Raw genomic sequence first — 15,654 nt, forward strand, 5'->3', positions numbered from 1 at the left:
GGCGCTGCGCGCGGGGCCCCAGCCCCGCTTGCTCGATGCGCGTCAGACCGGCGTCGGCTCGAGCTCGGCGCAGATCACTTCGCCGTTCTCGTTCGCGCACTCGAAGCCCTGGGGACAACCGGCGCCTTCGGGTGCGCAGGGATGATCGTCGGGCACGCACACCGATGCGGTGGGCAGCTGGCCGCGCCCGGTCAGGCTGCGGCAGGCCGCGCCCTCACCGCAGTCCGCGTCGGTCTCGCACGTGTGGCAGATGCAGTAGGGCCCGCCGGTCCAGTCGCCGCAGCACGGCGTGTACGCGCCGACGATCTCGACGGTCCAGCGACATCGCGCGCGGTCGGGATACGCGGCGGCGCACTCTTCGGGCGTGTCGGGGCCCGGGATGTACGTGTCCGTGGTGCGCGGGATTGGCTCCGGCGGAGGGCGCGTCGTGGTCGCGCACGACGCGAGGACGAGCGCGAGGAGTGCGATGCGCCGCATTCAGCGACCCGTGCGCCGCGTCGGCGCGCGCGGAGTGCGCGGTGCGAGCGACTGCGCCGCGGCCCTCGCGACGGCATCGCGCACCTGATCGTCGGCGATCGTGATCAGCGACGCCGCGACCTGATCGGGCAGGTCGGTCAGCGCGAGCGGCGCGATCGGCGGCGGCACCGGCTTGCTCGGCGGCTTCGGCGGCAGCGGGCCGACCTTCACGCGCACCTTCGTCGGGTCGATGCCCGGCACCGCGCGCGCGAGCGCCTGCATCCAGCCCGGCAGGAGCATCGAGATCTCCTGCGACCACGCGCTCGTGACCGCGTGGATCATCAGCGTTCCGCGATAGAGCTTGGTCGGGCGCGCGTTGCGCGACACACGCGGGGGCACGTGGCGATCCCACCACGCGATCGTGCGCACGAGCCGCAGCTCGTCGGGCTCGTTCGACGGGTACACGCGCGGCATCAGCTCGGCGATGCTCGCCACGCCGTGCTGAGGACCCCTGCGTCGTCGTCGAGTGCGGCTCTGCATCGCGATCGGGCGCGAGCGTAGCACTGCGTTGCGATACGCTTCGTCGATGATCGATCGCCCCGAAGAGCTCGAGCGCCTCGCTCGTGCGCTCGCCGCCGCGCCGGCGATCGGTCTCGACACCGAGGGCGACGGCCTCTATCGCTACCGCACGCGCCTCTGCACGATGCAGATCGCGCATCCGCAGGGCGTCGCGCTGATCGACACGCTCGCGCTCGCCGATCGCCGCGCGCTCGCGCCGATCATCGGCGAGAGCGGACCGGAGAAGGTGCTGCACGACTGCGCGTTCGACGCGCGCCTGCTCGCACGCGAGGGGCTGCCGCTCGCGAACGTGTTCGACACCGCGGTCGCGGCGCGCTTCCTCGGCGAGGTCTCGACGGGCCTCTCGTCGCTGCTCGACAAGCACCTCGGGGTCACGATCGGCAAGGACCTGCAGCAGGCGGACTGGGGCAAGCGCCCGCTCGACGCAGCGGAGCTCGCGTACCTCGAGCAAGACGTACGCGACCTGCTGCCGCTCGCGTCGGTGCTGCGCGATCGATGTGCCGACGCAGGGATCCTCGACGAGGTGCGCGTGGAATCGGCGTGGGCTGCGAGCGCGAACGCCGAGCCGGAGGAGGAGCCCGGGCCCGCGTGGCTGCGCGTGAAGGGCGCGGGCGATCTGCGCACCGGCGCGCAGCGCGCGGTGCTGCGCGAGATCGCGGCGCTCCGCGAGCGCATCGCGCAGGAGGAGGACGTCCCGCCGTTCCGCGTGCTGCCGAACCCCGTGCTGATCGTGATCGCGCGCAAGATGCCGCGTGATCGCGCGGCGCTCGACTCGATCCACGCGCTCGCGAAGCGCCCCGAGCTCGCGACCGAGGTCCTCGACGCGGTCGGTCGCGGGCTCGACGCGCGCGAGGTGCCGCGCGAAGAGCTCGACGTGCTGCGTCCTCCTGCCCCGCCGTTCGAGCAGCGCGAGCGACGCAAGCGCCTCGAGACCGCGCTCACCGCGTGGCGCAAGCGCGAGGCCGAGGAGCGCGGGGTGAACGTGCAGGTCGTGCTCCCGGGGCACTGCCTGCGCGATCTCGCGGGCCGAGCACCGCGCGACGAGCGCGCGCTGCTCGAGGTGCCCGGCTTCGGCGAGTGTCGCGTCGTGCGTTACGGTCGCGCGGTGATCGAGATCGTCAAGGACGCTTGACCATCGTCACTCGCGCTTCGAGCGGCGCGACATCAGTCGCTCGATCACGCCGGTCGGCGTGAGCTTCCCGTCGAGTGCGTCGGCGAGGGCCTCGATGATCGGCACCTCGATCCCGCGGCGCATCGCGTGGCGCTGCACGCGCCGCGCGATCGTCACGCCCTCGATGTACGCGCCCGCCTGCTCGCCGGCCTGCTGCAGCGTGAGCCCGCGGCCGAGCGCACGACCGAGCTCGAGCTCGGGACGACCATCACCCGCGATCGCCGCGATCAGATCGCCGTAGCCCGCGACGCCCGCGAAGGTGCGGTCCTCGGCGCCGAGCGACACGCCGATGCGCGCGGTCTCGACCATGCCGCGCGTCGCGAGGATCGCGAGCGCCGCGGGGTTGATCCCCATCTCCTGCGCGTAGCCGATCGCGAGCGCGAGCAGACCGACCAGCGCCGCGCTCACCTCGACGCCGACGACGTCTTCGGTCTGGTAGAGGCGCAGCGTCGGCCCCGCGATCGCCTCGCGGACCGCGTCCGCGACCTCGGGAAAGCCGGTCCCCACGATGCCGCCGCCGGGCACGCCCTCCGCGATCGACTTCGCGGAGATCGGTCCCGCCAGACAGCCGACGCGTCGCGCCGGCGTCAGCTCGCGCAGCACGCGGCTGACGGTCCGGAGCTCCTCGCCGACGAGCCCGCGGCTGACGTGCACGAGCAGGTGCCGTCCGTCGAGGTGCTGGCCCAGCTGCTCCGCGACCTTCGCGACGTGCATCGAGGGCACCGACACGAAGATCAGCTCGCAGCGCGCGAGCGCCGCGAGCTCGCGCGTCGGCTCGATGCGCTCCCCGACCTCGCCGTCGCGCCGGCTCCACAGCGTCGCGTTGCGCCCGGTGCGCGCGATCGCGCGCGCGAGCCCGACGCCGAAGCCGCCTCCTCCGATCACTCCGATGGGCGTGCTCATCGTGTCCCTCCTCAGCCCAAACGAGCGATCTCTCGCGCCGCCGCGAGATCGCCTTCGCCCGCCACGCGCTCCGCGTAGGGCACGAGACGGTTCTGGTAGTAGAGCAACATCGTCGGATCCTCGGCGGTGATCTGCCCGTCGTGCTCGATGACGATCGTGCGCCGGTGGTAGCCGTTCCACGCCGAGAACACGCGATCGATCAGCGTCGTCGCGTCCCCGCGATCCGCGAGCTCGCTGAGGTGCACCTCGCCGCGCGACGCGAGATCGCGCAGCCGCTCGCGCATCTGTCCGACCTCGCGCGCGAGGTCGTCGCGCCGCACCGTGACCTCGCCGCGATGACGCAGGCGCCCGAAGAGATCGACGCCCGGGGTCGCGCGCACGAGGCGCCGGAACAGCGCGTGCGCGACGATCTGCGTCGACATCAGCACCGTGTCGCGCTCGTACTCGCCGACCAGCACCTGCCCCATCTCGCGCGTGTACTCGGCGTCGCGCCGCGGCTCGATCGTGGGCACGCCGCGGAACTGCACGTAGGTGCCGGGATCGATCACGCGACCGTCGGGCGTGAGCGAGCCACCGTCGTCGTCGACCCGGTTGCCGAAGGGATCGAGCGGACGGCCGAAGCGGATCACGCACGCGCTCTCCATCTGCGCGACGCGCCGGAAGAACGCGAGCCAGCGATCGAGCTGCGAGAACTCGTCGTCCTCGATGATGTAGCGCGCCTTGCCCGCTTCCTTGAGCCAGTCCTCGACGAGCGTCTCGGCCTCGAGGACGAGGCCGTAGTTGATCGTCGTCGGCACGAAGAACACGGGGCGCGCGATGCCGCGCACGCGGTTGCGCGAGAACGCCTCGATCGCGGTGCCCGCGAGGCCGAGCTTCAGCTTGCGCTCGAGCATCCCGGAGCGACTGCGGGTGCCGCCCGGGAAGAAGAGCGAGTGGTAGCCGCGCTCGATCATCACGCACGAGTACGTCTTCAGCACGTCCTTGTAGAGCGCGGCGCGGATCCGACGATCCACGCGATACGCGCCGAGGTTGTGCATGAAGAAGCTGATGATCGGGTTCGTGAAGAGGTTCTTGCCCGCGCCGTACACGACGGGCGGCAGGCCCTCGCGCATGAGCGCGTAGCCGAGCGCGATCGAGTCGAGGTTCGACGAGTGGGTCGGGACGAAGACGAGCGTCCCGCGCTTCGCGAGGTGCTTGAGGTGCTCGATGTTGCCCTCGGTCCGCAGCATCTCGTCGACGACGTGCGTGCCGCTCGCCATCGTCATGAGGTCCTCGGGCAGCGCCGAGGGCTTCATCACGCCGGTGAGCAGCGGCGGCACCGCGCGCGTGGCGAACTGATAGACGCGCGGATCGAAGTTGCCCGCGATGTCCCACGACATCCGCTCGCAGATGAGCCGGAGCGTCTCCTTCTTCTCGCTCTCGCTCATGCGGCCGACCCGACGCATCGTCTGGCGCCAGAAGCCGAGCGAGTCGCGCGCCTCGTCGTCGCGCTGCGACTCGAGGCGCTTTACCTCTTCGTGCGCGACCTCGTTGAGCACGTACTCGAGCGGGCGCTGCTCGTGCACGTGGCGCTCGACGCAGCGGCGCGTGACCTCGCGGATGATGTCGTCGCGCTCGCTGTTGAACCAGAAGATCGTCGGATCGTCTGGCGCGGGGACGTAGGGCGTGAGGCGTGGAAGCCGGATCGGCCGCGTCAGAAGGTGCTTCACCGTGCGCACGGGGCTCTTCGCCACGACGTCGATTCCTCCCCTCGTCGCGCCCGGGGGGTGAGGGGCGCGGACGGCGCATCATACGCGACCGCTCAGCGTCGTGTGATGCCGGCGAGCGCGAGGTGCGGCGCGACCAGCGAGACGCGAACATCACGCCGCCGCGCGACGATCGCGAGCGGCAGCGCCGCGAGCACGATCCACGGCGCGACGATCGGCAGGAGCACGATCGTGAGCACCGCGCGCAGCGGACGAGGAGGATCGATCGCGAGACGCGCGACCCGCATGCCGGGCGATGCGCCGCGGGCGAGCAGCGCGATCGGGAGCGCCAGCGCGATCGCCGGGAGGATTCGCGCGAGCGCGTCGGCGATCGCGAGCGAGGCGATCGATCCCGGCACGACGATCGCGATCGCGATCAGCACGCCGAGCACCAGCACGTCGGCGACGCTCGCGAGCAAGAGACGCGACGACGTCCCGCGCCGCGCGTCGCCGGTCCCGCCTGCGAGCGATGCCGCGATCACGATCGCGACGGCCGCGATCTCGGACGCGCGTCGGGTGTGACCGCGGCGCGCCTCGACCTCCACGTACGCCGCGTCGCTGCGCGCCGCGTCGTACTGCGCGCTGCCCAGCCTCGCCCGCTCCGCGCTCCACACCGCGCGCGCCGACTCGTAGGACGCGACCTCGATCCCGACCGCGACGGTCGCGATCAGCGCCGCGCCGATCGCGATCGCCCGCGCGATCTCAGACGCTGCAGGAGTCGATCGCACAGCGTGCACCCCGCGAGCGGGCCGAGGACCCGCGCGCAGCTCGGGGGTCGACAGGGGGGCGCGCAGCCCCCAGGGGAAGCTCAGCGCGACGGCTCATCGAGCAGCGCGAGCAGGTCCTTGTGGAAGAGCCCGTTCGACGCCACCGCGCCCCCGCCGAAGATCGTCGGCTGCCCGTCGAAGCTCGTCAGCACGCCGCCCGCTTCGTGCACCAGCACCGACGCCGCGCAGATGTCCCAGGGCATCACCGCGGGATCGATCATCGCGTCGACCTGACCGCGCAGGAGCCGGCGGTATCCGTCGAAATCACCGAAGCCGCGCTGCGACTCGGTGCGCTCTCCGAGGCGCTGCAGCGCGGGCACCATCGCGGCGCCGGTGAACTGCTGCAGTGTGCCGTGCGAGATCGTCGCGTCCTCGAGCTTGCCCACGCGCGAGACCGCGAGCGGGCGCCCATTGCCCCACGCGCCATCGCCCCGCACTGCCCAGAAGAGATCCTCCGCGGCCGGCATGTACGCGATCCCGAGCACCGGATGCCCGTCCGCGAGCAGGCCGAGCAGCACCGACCAGGTCTCGGTGCCGCGCACGAACGCGCGCGTGCCATCGATCGGATCGAGCACCCAGCGCATGCCCGCGGTCTCGGGGCCGCTCTCGCCGGTCTCCTCGCCGAGGAACGCGGTGTCGGGATAACGGCGCCGGAGGAACCCGGAGAGGCGCTCTTCGACCGCGCGATCGGCCTCGGTCACCGGGGATCGATCGGGCTTGCGCTCGACGCGCGTGCGATCGGTCCAGCGGATCATCCCCGCTTCGTACATCCGCCGCGCCGCGTCGCCGGCGACGAGCACCTCGTCGATCAGCTCGGCGAGCGCGCGCCGTCCGCCGATGCGATCGAGATCGAATCCCCCCTTGCTCATGGTGGACGGAATCGCACGTGGGCCCCGCGTCGCGCAACCCTCCGCGCGACGGCGATCAGCGCTGGACCATCGCGGGCACGACGCGCGGCGCGTGCGCGCGAGCGAGCGATCCGAATCCGTCGATGCGCGCGTGGGCCCGCCATCGCGCGTAGTGCACGAGGCGCACGCGACCGCCCGCGTTGCCCTCGATCGTGTGCAGCGTCTCGCCGTCGACGCGCTGCACGATCGCGCTGTGGCCCCACGTCGGCGTGGAGATGCGCACGTAGTCGCCGGGCTGCGGCACGAACGTGCGCCACTCGTGATCGGCGCGCGAGACGTAGGCGCTGCGGCGATCGAACCAACGCCGGATCGACGTGTTCGTCGGCAGCAGCCACCCGCCGCGGCTCCCGCCGGTGAAGGGCACGCCCGCCGCGCGATAGACCCACGACACGAAGTCGCTGCACCACAGCGCGCCCTCGCGTACGTGCGACGCGAGCGCGCCGGGCTCACCGCGCCGCGCACGACCGACGCTCGCGAGAGCGTGATCGACCTCGCCGAGCGCGATCTCGACGGCGCGCACCGCGCTCGACGGCGACCACGCCGGCGCGCGGCGACGTGTCCTCACGCACTCGAGCCCGACCGCGTCGAACCCCTCGTCGCACGCACAGAACGCCTCGCCCTGCTCCGAGGTGCAGAGCCCGTGCAGGCTGCACGTCACGCCCACACACGGCGCCTGGGCGCGCGCGGTGCTCGGGAGCATCACGAGCACCAGGACGAGCGCGGCGCGGGACGTCACGAGGGGTCGGACGTACGAGCGGCGCGATCGATTTCCGCGCCGGCTCGCGATGGGCGCTTCAGGTGGTCGGGGACCGGCGCTCGAAGCGATCGCCGAGGCGCTTCGCGAGCGCGCGAGAGAGGCGATTGAACGCGCTCTGGGAGTCCTCCGCGCCGCCGAGCGCCGTGGCGTCGATCGTGCGCCCTTCGGGGAGCTGCAGCACCGCGCGGTGATTCCATCCGCCGCGACTCGCCGGCGTGCGGGTGTGCACCTCGCGCGCTTGGGTGAGCGAGGCCAGCGGGATCTCCCAGTCGAGCTTCTCCGCGAGACGCGCACCGAGCAGCACGCGCGTGCGACGGAGCCGCATCCCGTGCTCGTCGAGCTCGACGCGCACCTCCTCGCTGAACACGTAGTAGACGAGCGCGAAGAGCACGAGCGCGAGGGCCACCGGAATCGCGGCGAAGAGCAGGCCGCGCTCCGCGAGCGTGAGCACCGCGCTCAAAGCCGGGAGACCGATGAAGAGCGTCGCGCACCCGATGGCGGCGCGGCCCTCGGGCGGACGCACGAAGTGCTGCGCGTCGCTCACGTCACTCACCGATCGTCGGCGTCTCGCCCGCGAGCGCCTCGAGCACGAAGCGCGTCGCGTCGGCGCGACCTTCCTCGCTGCGCGTCGACACGAAGTGCCCGTCCACGCCCTCCGGCGGCGCGTACTGCCGCAGCCCGACGGTGCGCGTCGTGCCGCCCACGGTGACGTTGCCGCTCAGCGGCGCGGCGATCGTCGGCAGCCCGATCGCGACGCGCTCCGGGAGCACCAGCGGGAGCGCCGCGCTGCGCGCGAACGCGCTCATCGTGCGCTCCGGCGAGTACGAGTCGCCGAGCCCGTAGGTCATGAAGATCTCGCGCCCGGTGTCGCCCTCGAACGGCTCGCGCCACATGCGGCGACCGAGGTTCACGGGATCGACGCGCTCGTAGAACGCCTGCACGAGCGCGAGGGCAGGGTGGTAGTCGCCCACCGCGAGGTTCCCCGCACCGTCGGGATCGAGCAGCGCGATCGGCACGATGCGCGCGATGTTCACCGGCTCGGTCTTCGTCAGCAGCGACTCGGTGAGATCGCCCCCGAGCCCGCTGAAGAGCACCGCGCGCACGCCGGGCTCCCACGGCGTCATCAGCGACGCGTGGGTCGCGCCCTGGCTGTGGCCCCACATCACGATGCGCGACCCGTCGAAGTCGATCGACGCGTCCGAGTGGCCCTCGGCGAAGCGCACCAGCGCCATGAGATCGGACGCGCCCTGGAACCACACGTCGCGCGCCGCGCGCGGGTTCGTGAAATTGAACACGAGGCTCTCGGGATCGCGCGTCGATCCACCACGACGCGATCCGTGCTGCGGCATGTCGATCGCGATCATCGCCGCGCCCGCGCTCGCCCACGTCTCGGCGAGCGAGCCCACCGATCCCGTGAAGCTCCCGCCGGTGCCGTGCGCGGTGATCACGACCGGATATCCGTCCACCGGACGCGCCGCGGTCGGGATCGTCATCACCATGCAGACCGGCTCTTCGCGCACGACGCTCGCGCTGCCGTCGCTCGTGAGCACGATGCCTCCGCCGTCCTCGGGCGTCTCGTAGGGCGCGGTGCCCGATTGGAAGATCGGCAGCGTGATGCGCGCGTGGATCTCGGTGAACGCCGGGTTCGGCGCGCCGCATCGACGCTGATCGGTCCCGTCGTCGCACGGCGAGGTCACGCCCTCGCCGCATGTCGTCACGTCGCTCAGCGCCGGCACGGGACGCGCGCGGATCGTCTCGCGCAGCGCGGGCACGACGTTCTCGACGGTCTGCGTGGTGAACACCGCCGCGTTCAGGATCGTGCTCGCGTCGATCGCGCCCGACGCGGCGAACGCGCGCAGCGGCGCATAGGCATCCCACGCGTGCGTCAGCGCGGCATCGCTCGGCGCGGTGTCGCTCATCACCGCGTCGAAGTCCTCGTCGCGCTCGAACGCGGGCCCGCCCTCCGCGGCGGTGATGCCGCGCGTCAGGATCATCGCGTAGGTCGTGCCGGGGCGAAGCGGATCGCCGTGGCCCGATCGGAACGCGACCCAGTCGGGGCAGATGTACCGCGTGATCGGCCCGAACGTCGTGATCCACGCGAGCCCGCGAGCCTGTCCGTAGGTCGGCGAGCCCGGCGTGATGTCGAGCCAGCGCACGTGATCGCCGATCGACGCGCCGTCGTAGCCGCGCGAGAACCGGAAGTAGATCACCGGGTTCGTCGCGAAGCCGTCGAGGTCCTCCTCGATCGCGTCGATGTGGCGGCCGAGCACGTCGACGGGCAGCGCGGTGCCCGGCGTCGGATGCCCGCTCAGATCGATGTGCCCGTCGCGACGACGCACGTCGTTGGGGAAGGGCAGGCGATGGAAGTCGCCGTCGTCCGCGGTGCCGCGCGGCACGCGGAAGTACGAGGTCGGCGTGCCCTCGTCGGTCTGGCACTGCACGCCGGGCCAATACGGGATGCTCGGGATCTCGCCGCCCACGCCGCCGTCCCCGGTGATCGCGGGCGGGCTCTGACACGAGCGCGTGCCGGCGAGATCGAGACAGGAGAGGCCCGCGAGGCAGTCGCTCGAGGACCCGCACGTGTCGTTCAGATCGCCCGAGCCCGAAGGACGACAGCGCCCGCCGAAGCCCTCGATCGTGCACACGAGGCCGTGCGCGCACTCGCTCGTCGACCCGCAGTCCGTGCCGTCTTCGCCGGTGCCCGCGGGCGCGCAGAGGCGACGTGCATCGCAGTAGAGCGCGGGCCCGCAGTCGCCGGTGAGCGTGCAGACCGCGCCCTCGACGCCGAGCCCGCTCGGCTCGCAGGTGCTGCCCTCGCCGCAGACCAACCCGGTGCGGCACTCGACGCCGGTGGTGCAGGGATCGCCGACACCGGCATCGCCCGGCCCTGGCCCGCCGTCGGGTCGATCGCCTTGGTCGAAGAGCTCGCATCCGCTCACCGCGAGCACGACGAGGACAGCGAGCGAAGCGCGCGAGCGGAGCATGGGCGTTCTCCTTCGAGAAAGGAAAGATCCGCCCCGAGGATATACGGAACCGCGCGCCGGAAGAACGGCGTGCAGAGGCGGCATCCCATCTCGCGATCGCGACGATCACGGCGGTCGCGCCGTGATCGTCCTTCCGCGCGATCAGCGCACGCAGATCCCGATGCAGTCCGCGCCGCCGTGCTCGGGGTCGCAGTCGTCGCTCGGGTCGTCGACGCAGCGCTCGCCCGCGTCGCACTCGAGGCCGGCGAACCCGCCGCACCACCGGCGCGGCGGCGGCTCGCTCGCGCGCTCGCACACGCCGATGCAGTCCGCGCCGCCGTGCTCGGGGTCGCAGTCGTCGCTGGGATCGTCGACGCACTCGTAGCCCTCGGGGCACGCGAATCCCGCGAAGCCGCCGCACGCCGCGCTCGGCGCGGTCTCGCAGAGCCCGATGCAGTCCGCGCCGCCGTGCTCGGGATCGCAGTCGTCGCTGGGATCGTCGACGCAGGTCTGACCCTCGGGGCACGCGAGCCCCGCGAAGCCGCCGCACTGCGCGGGCGACGTGGTCTCGCAGATGCCGATGCAGTCCGCGCCGCCGTGCTCGGGATCGCAGTCGTCGCTGGGATCGTCGAGGCAGACGTGGCCCTCGGGGCACGGCAGGCCCGCGAAACCGCCGCACGCCTGAGGCTCGGTCGCGGGATCGGGACTGCAGACGTTCGGGCATTCGCCGAAGTACGTCGTCGGGTTGCAGATGTCGCGCACGTCGTCGGTGCAGATGAATCCGTCCGGGCACTCGAGACCGGTCGAGCCACCGCACTGCGAGGGGCCCCACGAGATCGCCCGACAGAAACCGCCGCAGTCCGCGCCGCCGTGCTCGGGGTCGCAGTCGTCGCTGGGATCGTCGACGCACTCCTCACCGGCATCGCACGGTGTGCCCGCGAGCCCACCGCACCGATCGAGCCCGCAGTCGGAGTCCGGACCCGCGCAGTACGCGTCACACGTACCGTCTCCGTACCACCCGCCGGCGTCGCAGAGATCGCATGTCGCGCCGAGCCCGAGTCGCGCGCAGAGCACGCGCGTGCGCGCCGGGTCGCCGTGGGCCTGCGCCGCCTCGTCCTTCTGGAGCGACGCATCGCCCGCCCCGGCGGTGCTGCCGCAACCGATCGCACCGAGCGCTGCGATCGCGAGTCCGAACCGAAGATGCCAAGAGCTCATGTATCCCTCTCTGATCCGGTGTCGCTCGACCCCCGAGCGACACGACGCCCGCTCGCGACGGCCTAGCTCGGCCGCGCGTTCGTCGATCCATCGATCTGGCGCGCGCTCAGCGCGCGCTGGAGTGCTCGGGCGAGCCGATTTTGACTTTCTTCAGCGCGCGTTCGCGATCAACGTCACTCCGCGCCGGCCCGTGCGCGGCGCGATCATCTCCACGTCGAGCGCATCGACCTGCAGTGCGCCATCGCTCGTCCGCAGCGAGAGCTCGATCGTCTCCGACGCGCCCTGGTCGAGCGTGCCGCTCGTATCCGTGATCACTTCGAACGGGCCCTCGGGATCACGCAGCGCGATCGGCGCGATCCGGATCGCCTCACCGCACGTGTTCTCGATGCGCAGCGAGGCGTGACCACTTGCTGCGAGCTCGATCGCGTGCGGCGGCTCGAGACGAACACAGTCGTCCAGCGCGCTGCTCGGCTCGGTCAGGCCTTCCATCGTGACGATGCGATCGAGAGGTGCCGAGCGACCAGTCGGCGCCTCGATCCAGAACCGGATGCGACCGCCGTCACGCGCCACGAGCCCCGTGCGCGCGAAGCTGCCGTCGGGCTCGACCTGCACCCGCGTGACCGGGAGGACGTGATCGAGAGGAAGGATCCAGACCTCGCCCTCCGGCGGATCGACCGCGCCCGGTACGCCGGCGATGTCGAACGAGAATTGGACGATTCCGGACATCACGTTCGCGGAGAGATCGCCCGGATCGAGCGCCGCCGGTGGATTCCCCGTATCCGTCGGCGCGCACCCGAGCAAGGCCGCGACGATCACGATCCCCCCGGCTCGCATCACGCGGCCTCCGGCGGTCGGGTCAGCGGGAAGATCTGCACGCCGACGTGCACCACGTGCGTGCCCTCGTCCTCGAGGCTCGCGAGCGTGATCAGCTCCTGACGGAACCGCTTCACGCGCTCGACGATGCGCTCGTATCCCGCAGCGCTCGTGCACAGCGTGATCGCGGAGAGATTGCGCGTCGTGCCCGGCAGGTGATCGAGCGCCTCGCGCGCGCGCTCGAGCATCACGCGGTGATACGACGCGAGGTGCACGCCGCGCGTCGCGTCCTCGGTCTTCACGACCCACTCGGCGGGCGCGAGCGTTCCGTCCTCGTGCCTCGTCAGCAGCGAGAGCGCGACCAGCGTCTCGAGCGCGCTCGCGGCCTGCTCGCGCGTGATCGGCGGCACCATGCGTTCCGCGATCCAGCCGGGCTCGCCGCGGAACCCGGGGAGCATCGCCATCTCGCGGATCGCGGGGATGTACCACTGCGAGTAATACGCGGCGTGGCGCTGATCGAGCGTCTGCGCCTTCCGGTATCCACGGTGCCCGGTAAGCCGCTGGTACGTGTCGGCGCGCTCCGCGGGCGTGCGTGCGTGGTTGAACGCGACGAGGTCGAGGAAGTACGCCGACTCGTCCTCGGGGAGCTTCATCGCGGCCGCGTAGCGCACCGCCATCTCCGGCGTGAGCCTGCGCTGCCCCTCGATGACGAGCTTCAGGTGGTTCGGCGAGCGCAGCCCGGCGCGACGCGAGAAGAGGCGATACGAGAACCCACGCCCCCGCTCCTTCTGCGCGACGTAGTAGTCGCCGAGGAACGCGCGATGATCGAGATAGTCGTAGACGCTGATCTCGGCTGCTTTTCGGCGCGCCACGGGATCAGCATTGCTCGCCGCGGATCGCAGTTCCAGATCGCGCGCTGAAGAAGCGTATGCGGCGCCGGATACACCTCGCGGCGGTGAGTCCGCGAGCCAGCAGGCACCTCAGGGGATCGGCGCGGTCGGCGTGAAGAGCAGCTCGCCGGGATCGCGCGCGATGCCGCCGATGCGCAGCTCGAGCTCGACCGGTGTCGCGCCCATCCGTGCGATCCACGCCCCGCGCTCGACGCGCGTGCCCACCTCGGCCGCGAGCACGCCGACGCCGACGTACGCAGTGACCCATCCGTTGCGATGCAGGAGCACGATCGACGGACCGCGGCCCGGCAGCTCACCCGCGAACACGACGAGCCCGTCGGCGGCCGCACGCACCGCAGCATCGGGCGCACCTGCGAGCTGCATCGGCGCGCGCGACGAGCGGAACGGGCGCGCGGTCGTTCCGTCGCGCACCGGGAAGAGCAGCGTCGAGAACACGCGCCCCTCGACGTGCGAGAGCATCGTGTCGCTCGCCGCGCGCGAGAGCAGGCGACGCGCGAGGGCGAGCGATCCGAGCTCGAGCCCGTCGAGCTCGCGCAGCGGGGCCTCGCTCGGCGCGCTCGGTGCGACGGGCGGCGCGCTCGCGACGGCGACCACGACGTCGTCGGGATGCGGCGGCAGCGGCGCCTCGATCGGGCGATCCTCGGCGGTCACTTCCTCCGGCGGCGCGACGCGCCCGCTCGCCGCCGCACGTGACGCGAGGCGCTGCACGAACGTCGGCCCACCATCGAAGAGCGCGGCGGGGTTCACCGCGTGCCCGTCGTGCCAGAGCTCGAAGTGCAGGTGCGGCCCGCGCGCGATCCCGGTGCGCCCCACGAGCGCGATGCGCTCGCCGCGCCGCACGCGATAGCCCGGCTGCACCGTGGTCCGCGCGTTGTGCGCGTACAGCGAGACCCACCCGTTCGCGTGCACGATCAGCACGAGGTTCCCGTATCCGCGCACCTCGTTGTCGCTGTACGCGACGATGCCGTCCGCCGCCGCGCGCACCACCGTGCCCGGCTCCGCCGCGATGTCGATCCCGCGATGGATCAGATCGGGACGCGTGGTGCGCACGTAGCCGTAGCCGCGCACCCAACGACCCTCGTCGACGGGCCAGAGCAGACGTGAAGGCTCGCGCCCGTTCGATGCAGCGACCCACGCATCGAGCGGGCGACCGTGCAGCAGCTGGTGCGCGCACTCGCGCGTGCCGAGCCCGAGCTGCTCGGCGCGCACCTTCGACGCCCCGCGCGGCGTGGGCACACGACGCGGGCCATCACTGAAGCGCGAGTAGTCGAAGCGCCGCGGCGCGTGATCGTGCTCGTCCTCGAGGTCGGCATCCCCGGTCGCGCTCTCGACGAGCTCGCGCGCTTGATCCGCGGGATCGGGATCGGCACGCACGAGCATCGAGACGCTCACGATCCCCGCGACGATCACCAAGCACGACAGCCGCACCCACATGCCCCGATACCGACCAGACCCGGATCGATCGGTCAAAGAATCGGCGCGCGGTGGCCCCAGACCGCGTCATTGACGCCGCCTCGCGCGCATGACCACGATGGCCTCCCCATGTCGGCCACCGAGTCGATCATCCCGTTCTCGCAGTCACCTCGCGGCGTCGCGCAGGCCCGCCTCGAAGCGCTCATCTCGCGCTTCGGCGATCGCATGGTGCGCATCGCGGAGGACCTGCTCGGCGAAGAGCTCGACGCGCGCCTCGCGCGCATCCGCACGAGCTCCAACGAGGCCGGCGTCGATCCCTTCGGCTTCGATCCCGGCACCGCGCGCTACGTGCTCGCGCTCTCCGCGTTCCTGCATCGCTACTACTTCCGCACCGAGGTCCACGGGATCGATCGCATCCCCGAGGGTCGCGTCCTCGTGATCGCGAACCACTCGGGCCAGATCCCGATGGACGGCGTGATGATCGGCACCTCGCTGATGCTCGACGCCGAGCCGCCGCGCTTCCCGCGCTCGATGGTCGAGCGCTGGAGCGCCGAGCTCCCGTTCGTGTCGGTGCTCTTCCCGCGTTGCGGTCAGGTCGTCGGATCGCCCGACAACGCGCGTCGCCTGCTCGATCAGGAAGAGGCGCTCATCGTCTTTCCCGAGGGCTCGCGCGGCATCTCGAAGACGTGGGATCAGCGCTACCAGCTCGTGGACTTCGGGCTCGGATTCATGCGCCTCGCGCTCGAGACGAACACCCCGATCGTGCCGGTCGCGGTGATCGGCGGCGAGGAGCAGCTCCCCTCGGTCGCGAACATCCGCCCGCTCGCGCGCCTGCTCGGCATGCCCGCGTTCCCGGTGATCCCGCACGTGATGCTCGGCCTGCCGGTGCCGCTGCCCACGCGTTATCGCCTCTGGTTCGGCGAGCCCCTGCGTTTCGAGGGCGATCCCGACGACGACGACGCGGTGATCGAGCAGAAGGTCGCGGTGGTGAAGCAGTCGATCCAGTCGGCGCTGCACCACGGGCTCAAGGAGCGCAAAAGCATCTTCTGGTGA

General features: G+C 71.8%; 15 protein-coding genes. 2 read left to right on the forward strand and 13 right to left on the reverse strand.

All coding sequences use genetic code 11. The features are described 5' to 3' along the window. Window positions 1-42: 42 nt before the first annotated feature. Complete coding sequence (locus tag I5071_RS03450; RefSeq protein WP_236603938.1) at window positions 43-477, reverse strand: hypothetical protein; 435 nt, start codon at window positions 475-477, stop codon at window positions 43-45. After that, window positions 478-951 (reverse strand): DUF721 domain-containing protein, encoded by a 474-nt coding sequence (locus I5071_RS03455; protein WP_236603939.1) that lies wholly within the window; start codon window positions 949-951, stop codon window positions 478-480. Between the two features lie 91 nt (window positions 952-1,042). Here I5071_RS03455 and I5071_RS03460 point away from each other — a divergent pair, with 91 nt between their 5' ends. Further along, window positions 1,043-2,167 carry a ribonuclease D gene (locus I5071_RS03460; RefSeq protein WP_236603940.1) on the forward strand — a complete coding sequence of 375 codons (1,125 nt, stop codon included), beginning with the start codon at window positions 1,043-1,045 and terminating at the stop codon, window positions 2,165-2,167. Window positions 2,168-2,173: 6 nt separating this feature from the next. On the opposite strand, the gene I5071_RS03465 is transcribed toward I5071_RS03460, so the two are convergent. The 11 genes from I5071_RS03465 to I5071_RS03515 all read right to left on the reverse strand — a co-directional run bounded on the left by I5071_RS03465 (window position 2,174) and on the right by I5071_RS03515 (window position 14,616). Next, window positions 2,174-3,109 carry an NAD(P)-binding domain-containing protein gene (locus I5071_RS03465; RefSeq protein ID WP_236603941.1) on the reverse strand — a complete coding sequence of 312 codons (936 nt, stop codon included), beginning with the start codon at window positions 3,107-3,109 and terminating at the stop codon, window positions 2,174-2,176. Between the two features lie 11 nt (window positions 3,110-3,120). Next, complete coding sequence (locus I5071_RS03470; protein ID WP_236603942.1) at window positions 3,121-4,842, reverse strand: 1-acyl-sn-glycerol-3-phosphate acyltransferase; 1,722 nt, start codon at window positions 4,840-4,842, stop codon at window positions 3,121-3,123. A 68-nt stretch (window positions 4,843-4,910) separates the two neighbouring features. Beyond that, complete coding sequence (locus I5071_RS03475; protein ID WP_236603943.1) at window positions 4,911-5,582, reverse strand: hypothetical protein; 672 nt, start codon at window positions 5,580-5,582, stop codon at window positions 4,911-4,913. Window positions 5,583-5,662: 80 nt separating this feature from the next. Further along, window positions 5,663-6,490, reverse strand: a complete 828-nt coding sequence (locus tag I5071_RS03480; protein ID WP_236603944.1) for an inositol monophosphatase family protein — start codon at window positions 6,488-6,490, stop codon at window positions 5,663-5,665. A gap of 55 nt (window positions 6,491-6,545) precedes the next feature. Then, window positions 6,546-7,265: a CHAP domain-containing protein gene (locus tag I5071_RS03485; protein WP_236603945.1), complete on the reverse strand. Its 720-nt coding sequence runs from the start codon at window positions 7,263-7,265 to the stop codon at window positions 6,546-6,548. A 58-nt stretch (window positions 7,266-7,323) separates the two neighbouring features. Then, window positions 7,324-7,830: a hypothetical protein gene (locus I5071_RS03490; RefSeq protein ID WP_236603946.1), complete on the reverse strand. Its 507-nt coding sequence runs from the start codon at window positions 7,828-7,830 to the stop codon at window positions 7,324-7,326. A 1-nt stretch (window position 7,831) separates the two neighbouring features. After that, window positions 7,832-10,270 (reverse strand): alpha/beta hydrolase family protein, encoded by a 2,439-nt coding sequence (locus tag I5071_RS03495; protein WP_236603947.1) that lies wholly within the window; start codon window positions 10,268-10,270, stop codon window positions 7,832-7,834. A 141-nt stretch (window positions 10,271-10,411) separates the two neighbouring features. After that, complete coding sequence (locus I5071_RS03500; RefSeq protein WP_236603948.1) at window positions 10,412-11,464, reverse strand: hypothetical protein; 1,053 nt, start codon at window positions 11,462-11,464, stop codon at window positions 10,412-10,414. A 150-nt stretch (window positions 11,465-11,614) separates the two neighbouring features. Then, on the reverse strand, window positions 11,615-12,298 hold the full coding sequence (locus tag I5071_RS03505) for a hypothetical protein (protein ID WP_236603949.1): 684 nt from the start codon (window positions 12,296-12,298) through the stop codon (window positions 11,615-11,617). Then, a complete protein-coding gene (locus I5071_RS03510; RefSeq protein ID WP_236603950.1) occupies window positions 12,298-13,149 on the reverse strand; it encodes a TIGR02147 family protein in 852 nt (283 codons plus the stop codon). The genes I5071_RS03505 and I5071_RS03510 overlap by 1 nt, the downstream gene beginning before the upstream one ends. 108 nt (window positions 13,150-13,257) lie before the next feature. Beyond that, window positions 13,258-14,616: a M23 family metallopeptidase gene (locus tag I5071_RS03515; protein ID WP_236603951.1), complete on the reverse strand. Its 1,359-nt coding sequence runs from the start codon at window positions 14,614-14,616 to the stop codon at window positions 13,258-13,260. Window positions 14,617-14,730: 114 nt separating this feature from the next. On the opposite strand from I5071_RS03515, the gene I5071_RS03520 reads away from it, so the two are divergent. Beyond that, on the forward strand, window positions 14,731-15,654 hold the full coding sequence (locus I5071_RS03520) for a lysophospholipid acyltransferase family protein (RefSeq protein ID WP_236603952.1): 924 nt from the start codon (window positions 14,731-14,733) through the stop codon (window positions 15,652-15,654).

Source organism: Sandaracinus amylolyticus, from assembly GCF_021631985.1.
GTDB lineage: Bacteria > Myxococcota_A > Polyangia > Polyangiales > Sandaracinaceae > Sandaracinus > Sandaracinus amylolyticus_A.

Coding starts and splice junctions, on each gene's coding strand:
- I5071_RS03450 (WP_236603938.1), bottom strand. CDS start 477: ATGCGGCGCATCGCACTCCTCGCGCTCGTCCTCGCGTCGTGCGCGACC.
- I5071_RS03460 (WP_236603940.1), top strand. CDS start 1,043: ATGATCGATCGCCCCGAAGAGCTCGAGCGCCTCGCTCGTGCGCTCGCC.
- I5071_RS03465 (WP_236603941.1), bottom strand. CDS start 3,109: ATGAGCACGCCCATCGGAGTGATCGGAGGAGGCGGCTTCGGCGTCGGG.
- I5071_RS03480 (WP_236603944.1), bottom strand. CDS start 6,490: ATGAGCAAGGGGGGATTCGATCTCGATCGCATCGGCGGACGGCGCGCG.
- I5071_RS03495 (WP_236603947.1), bottom strand. CDS start 10,270: ATGCTCCGCTCGCGCGCTTCGCTCGCTGTCCTCGTCGTGCTCGCGGTG.
- I5071_RS03500 (WP_236603948.1), bottom strand. CDS start 11,464: ATGAGCTCTTGGCATCTTCGGTTCGGACTCGCGATCGCAGCGCTCGGT.
- I5071_RS03505 (WP_236603949.1), bottom strand. CDS start 12,298: ATGCGAGCCGGGGGGATCGTGATCGTCGCGGCCTTGCTCGGGTGCGCG.
- I5071_RS03520 (WP_236603952.1), top strand. CDS start 14,731: ATGTCGGCCACCGAGTCGATCATCCCGTTCTCGCAGTCACCTCGCGGC.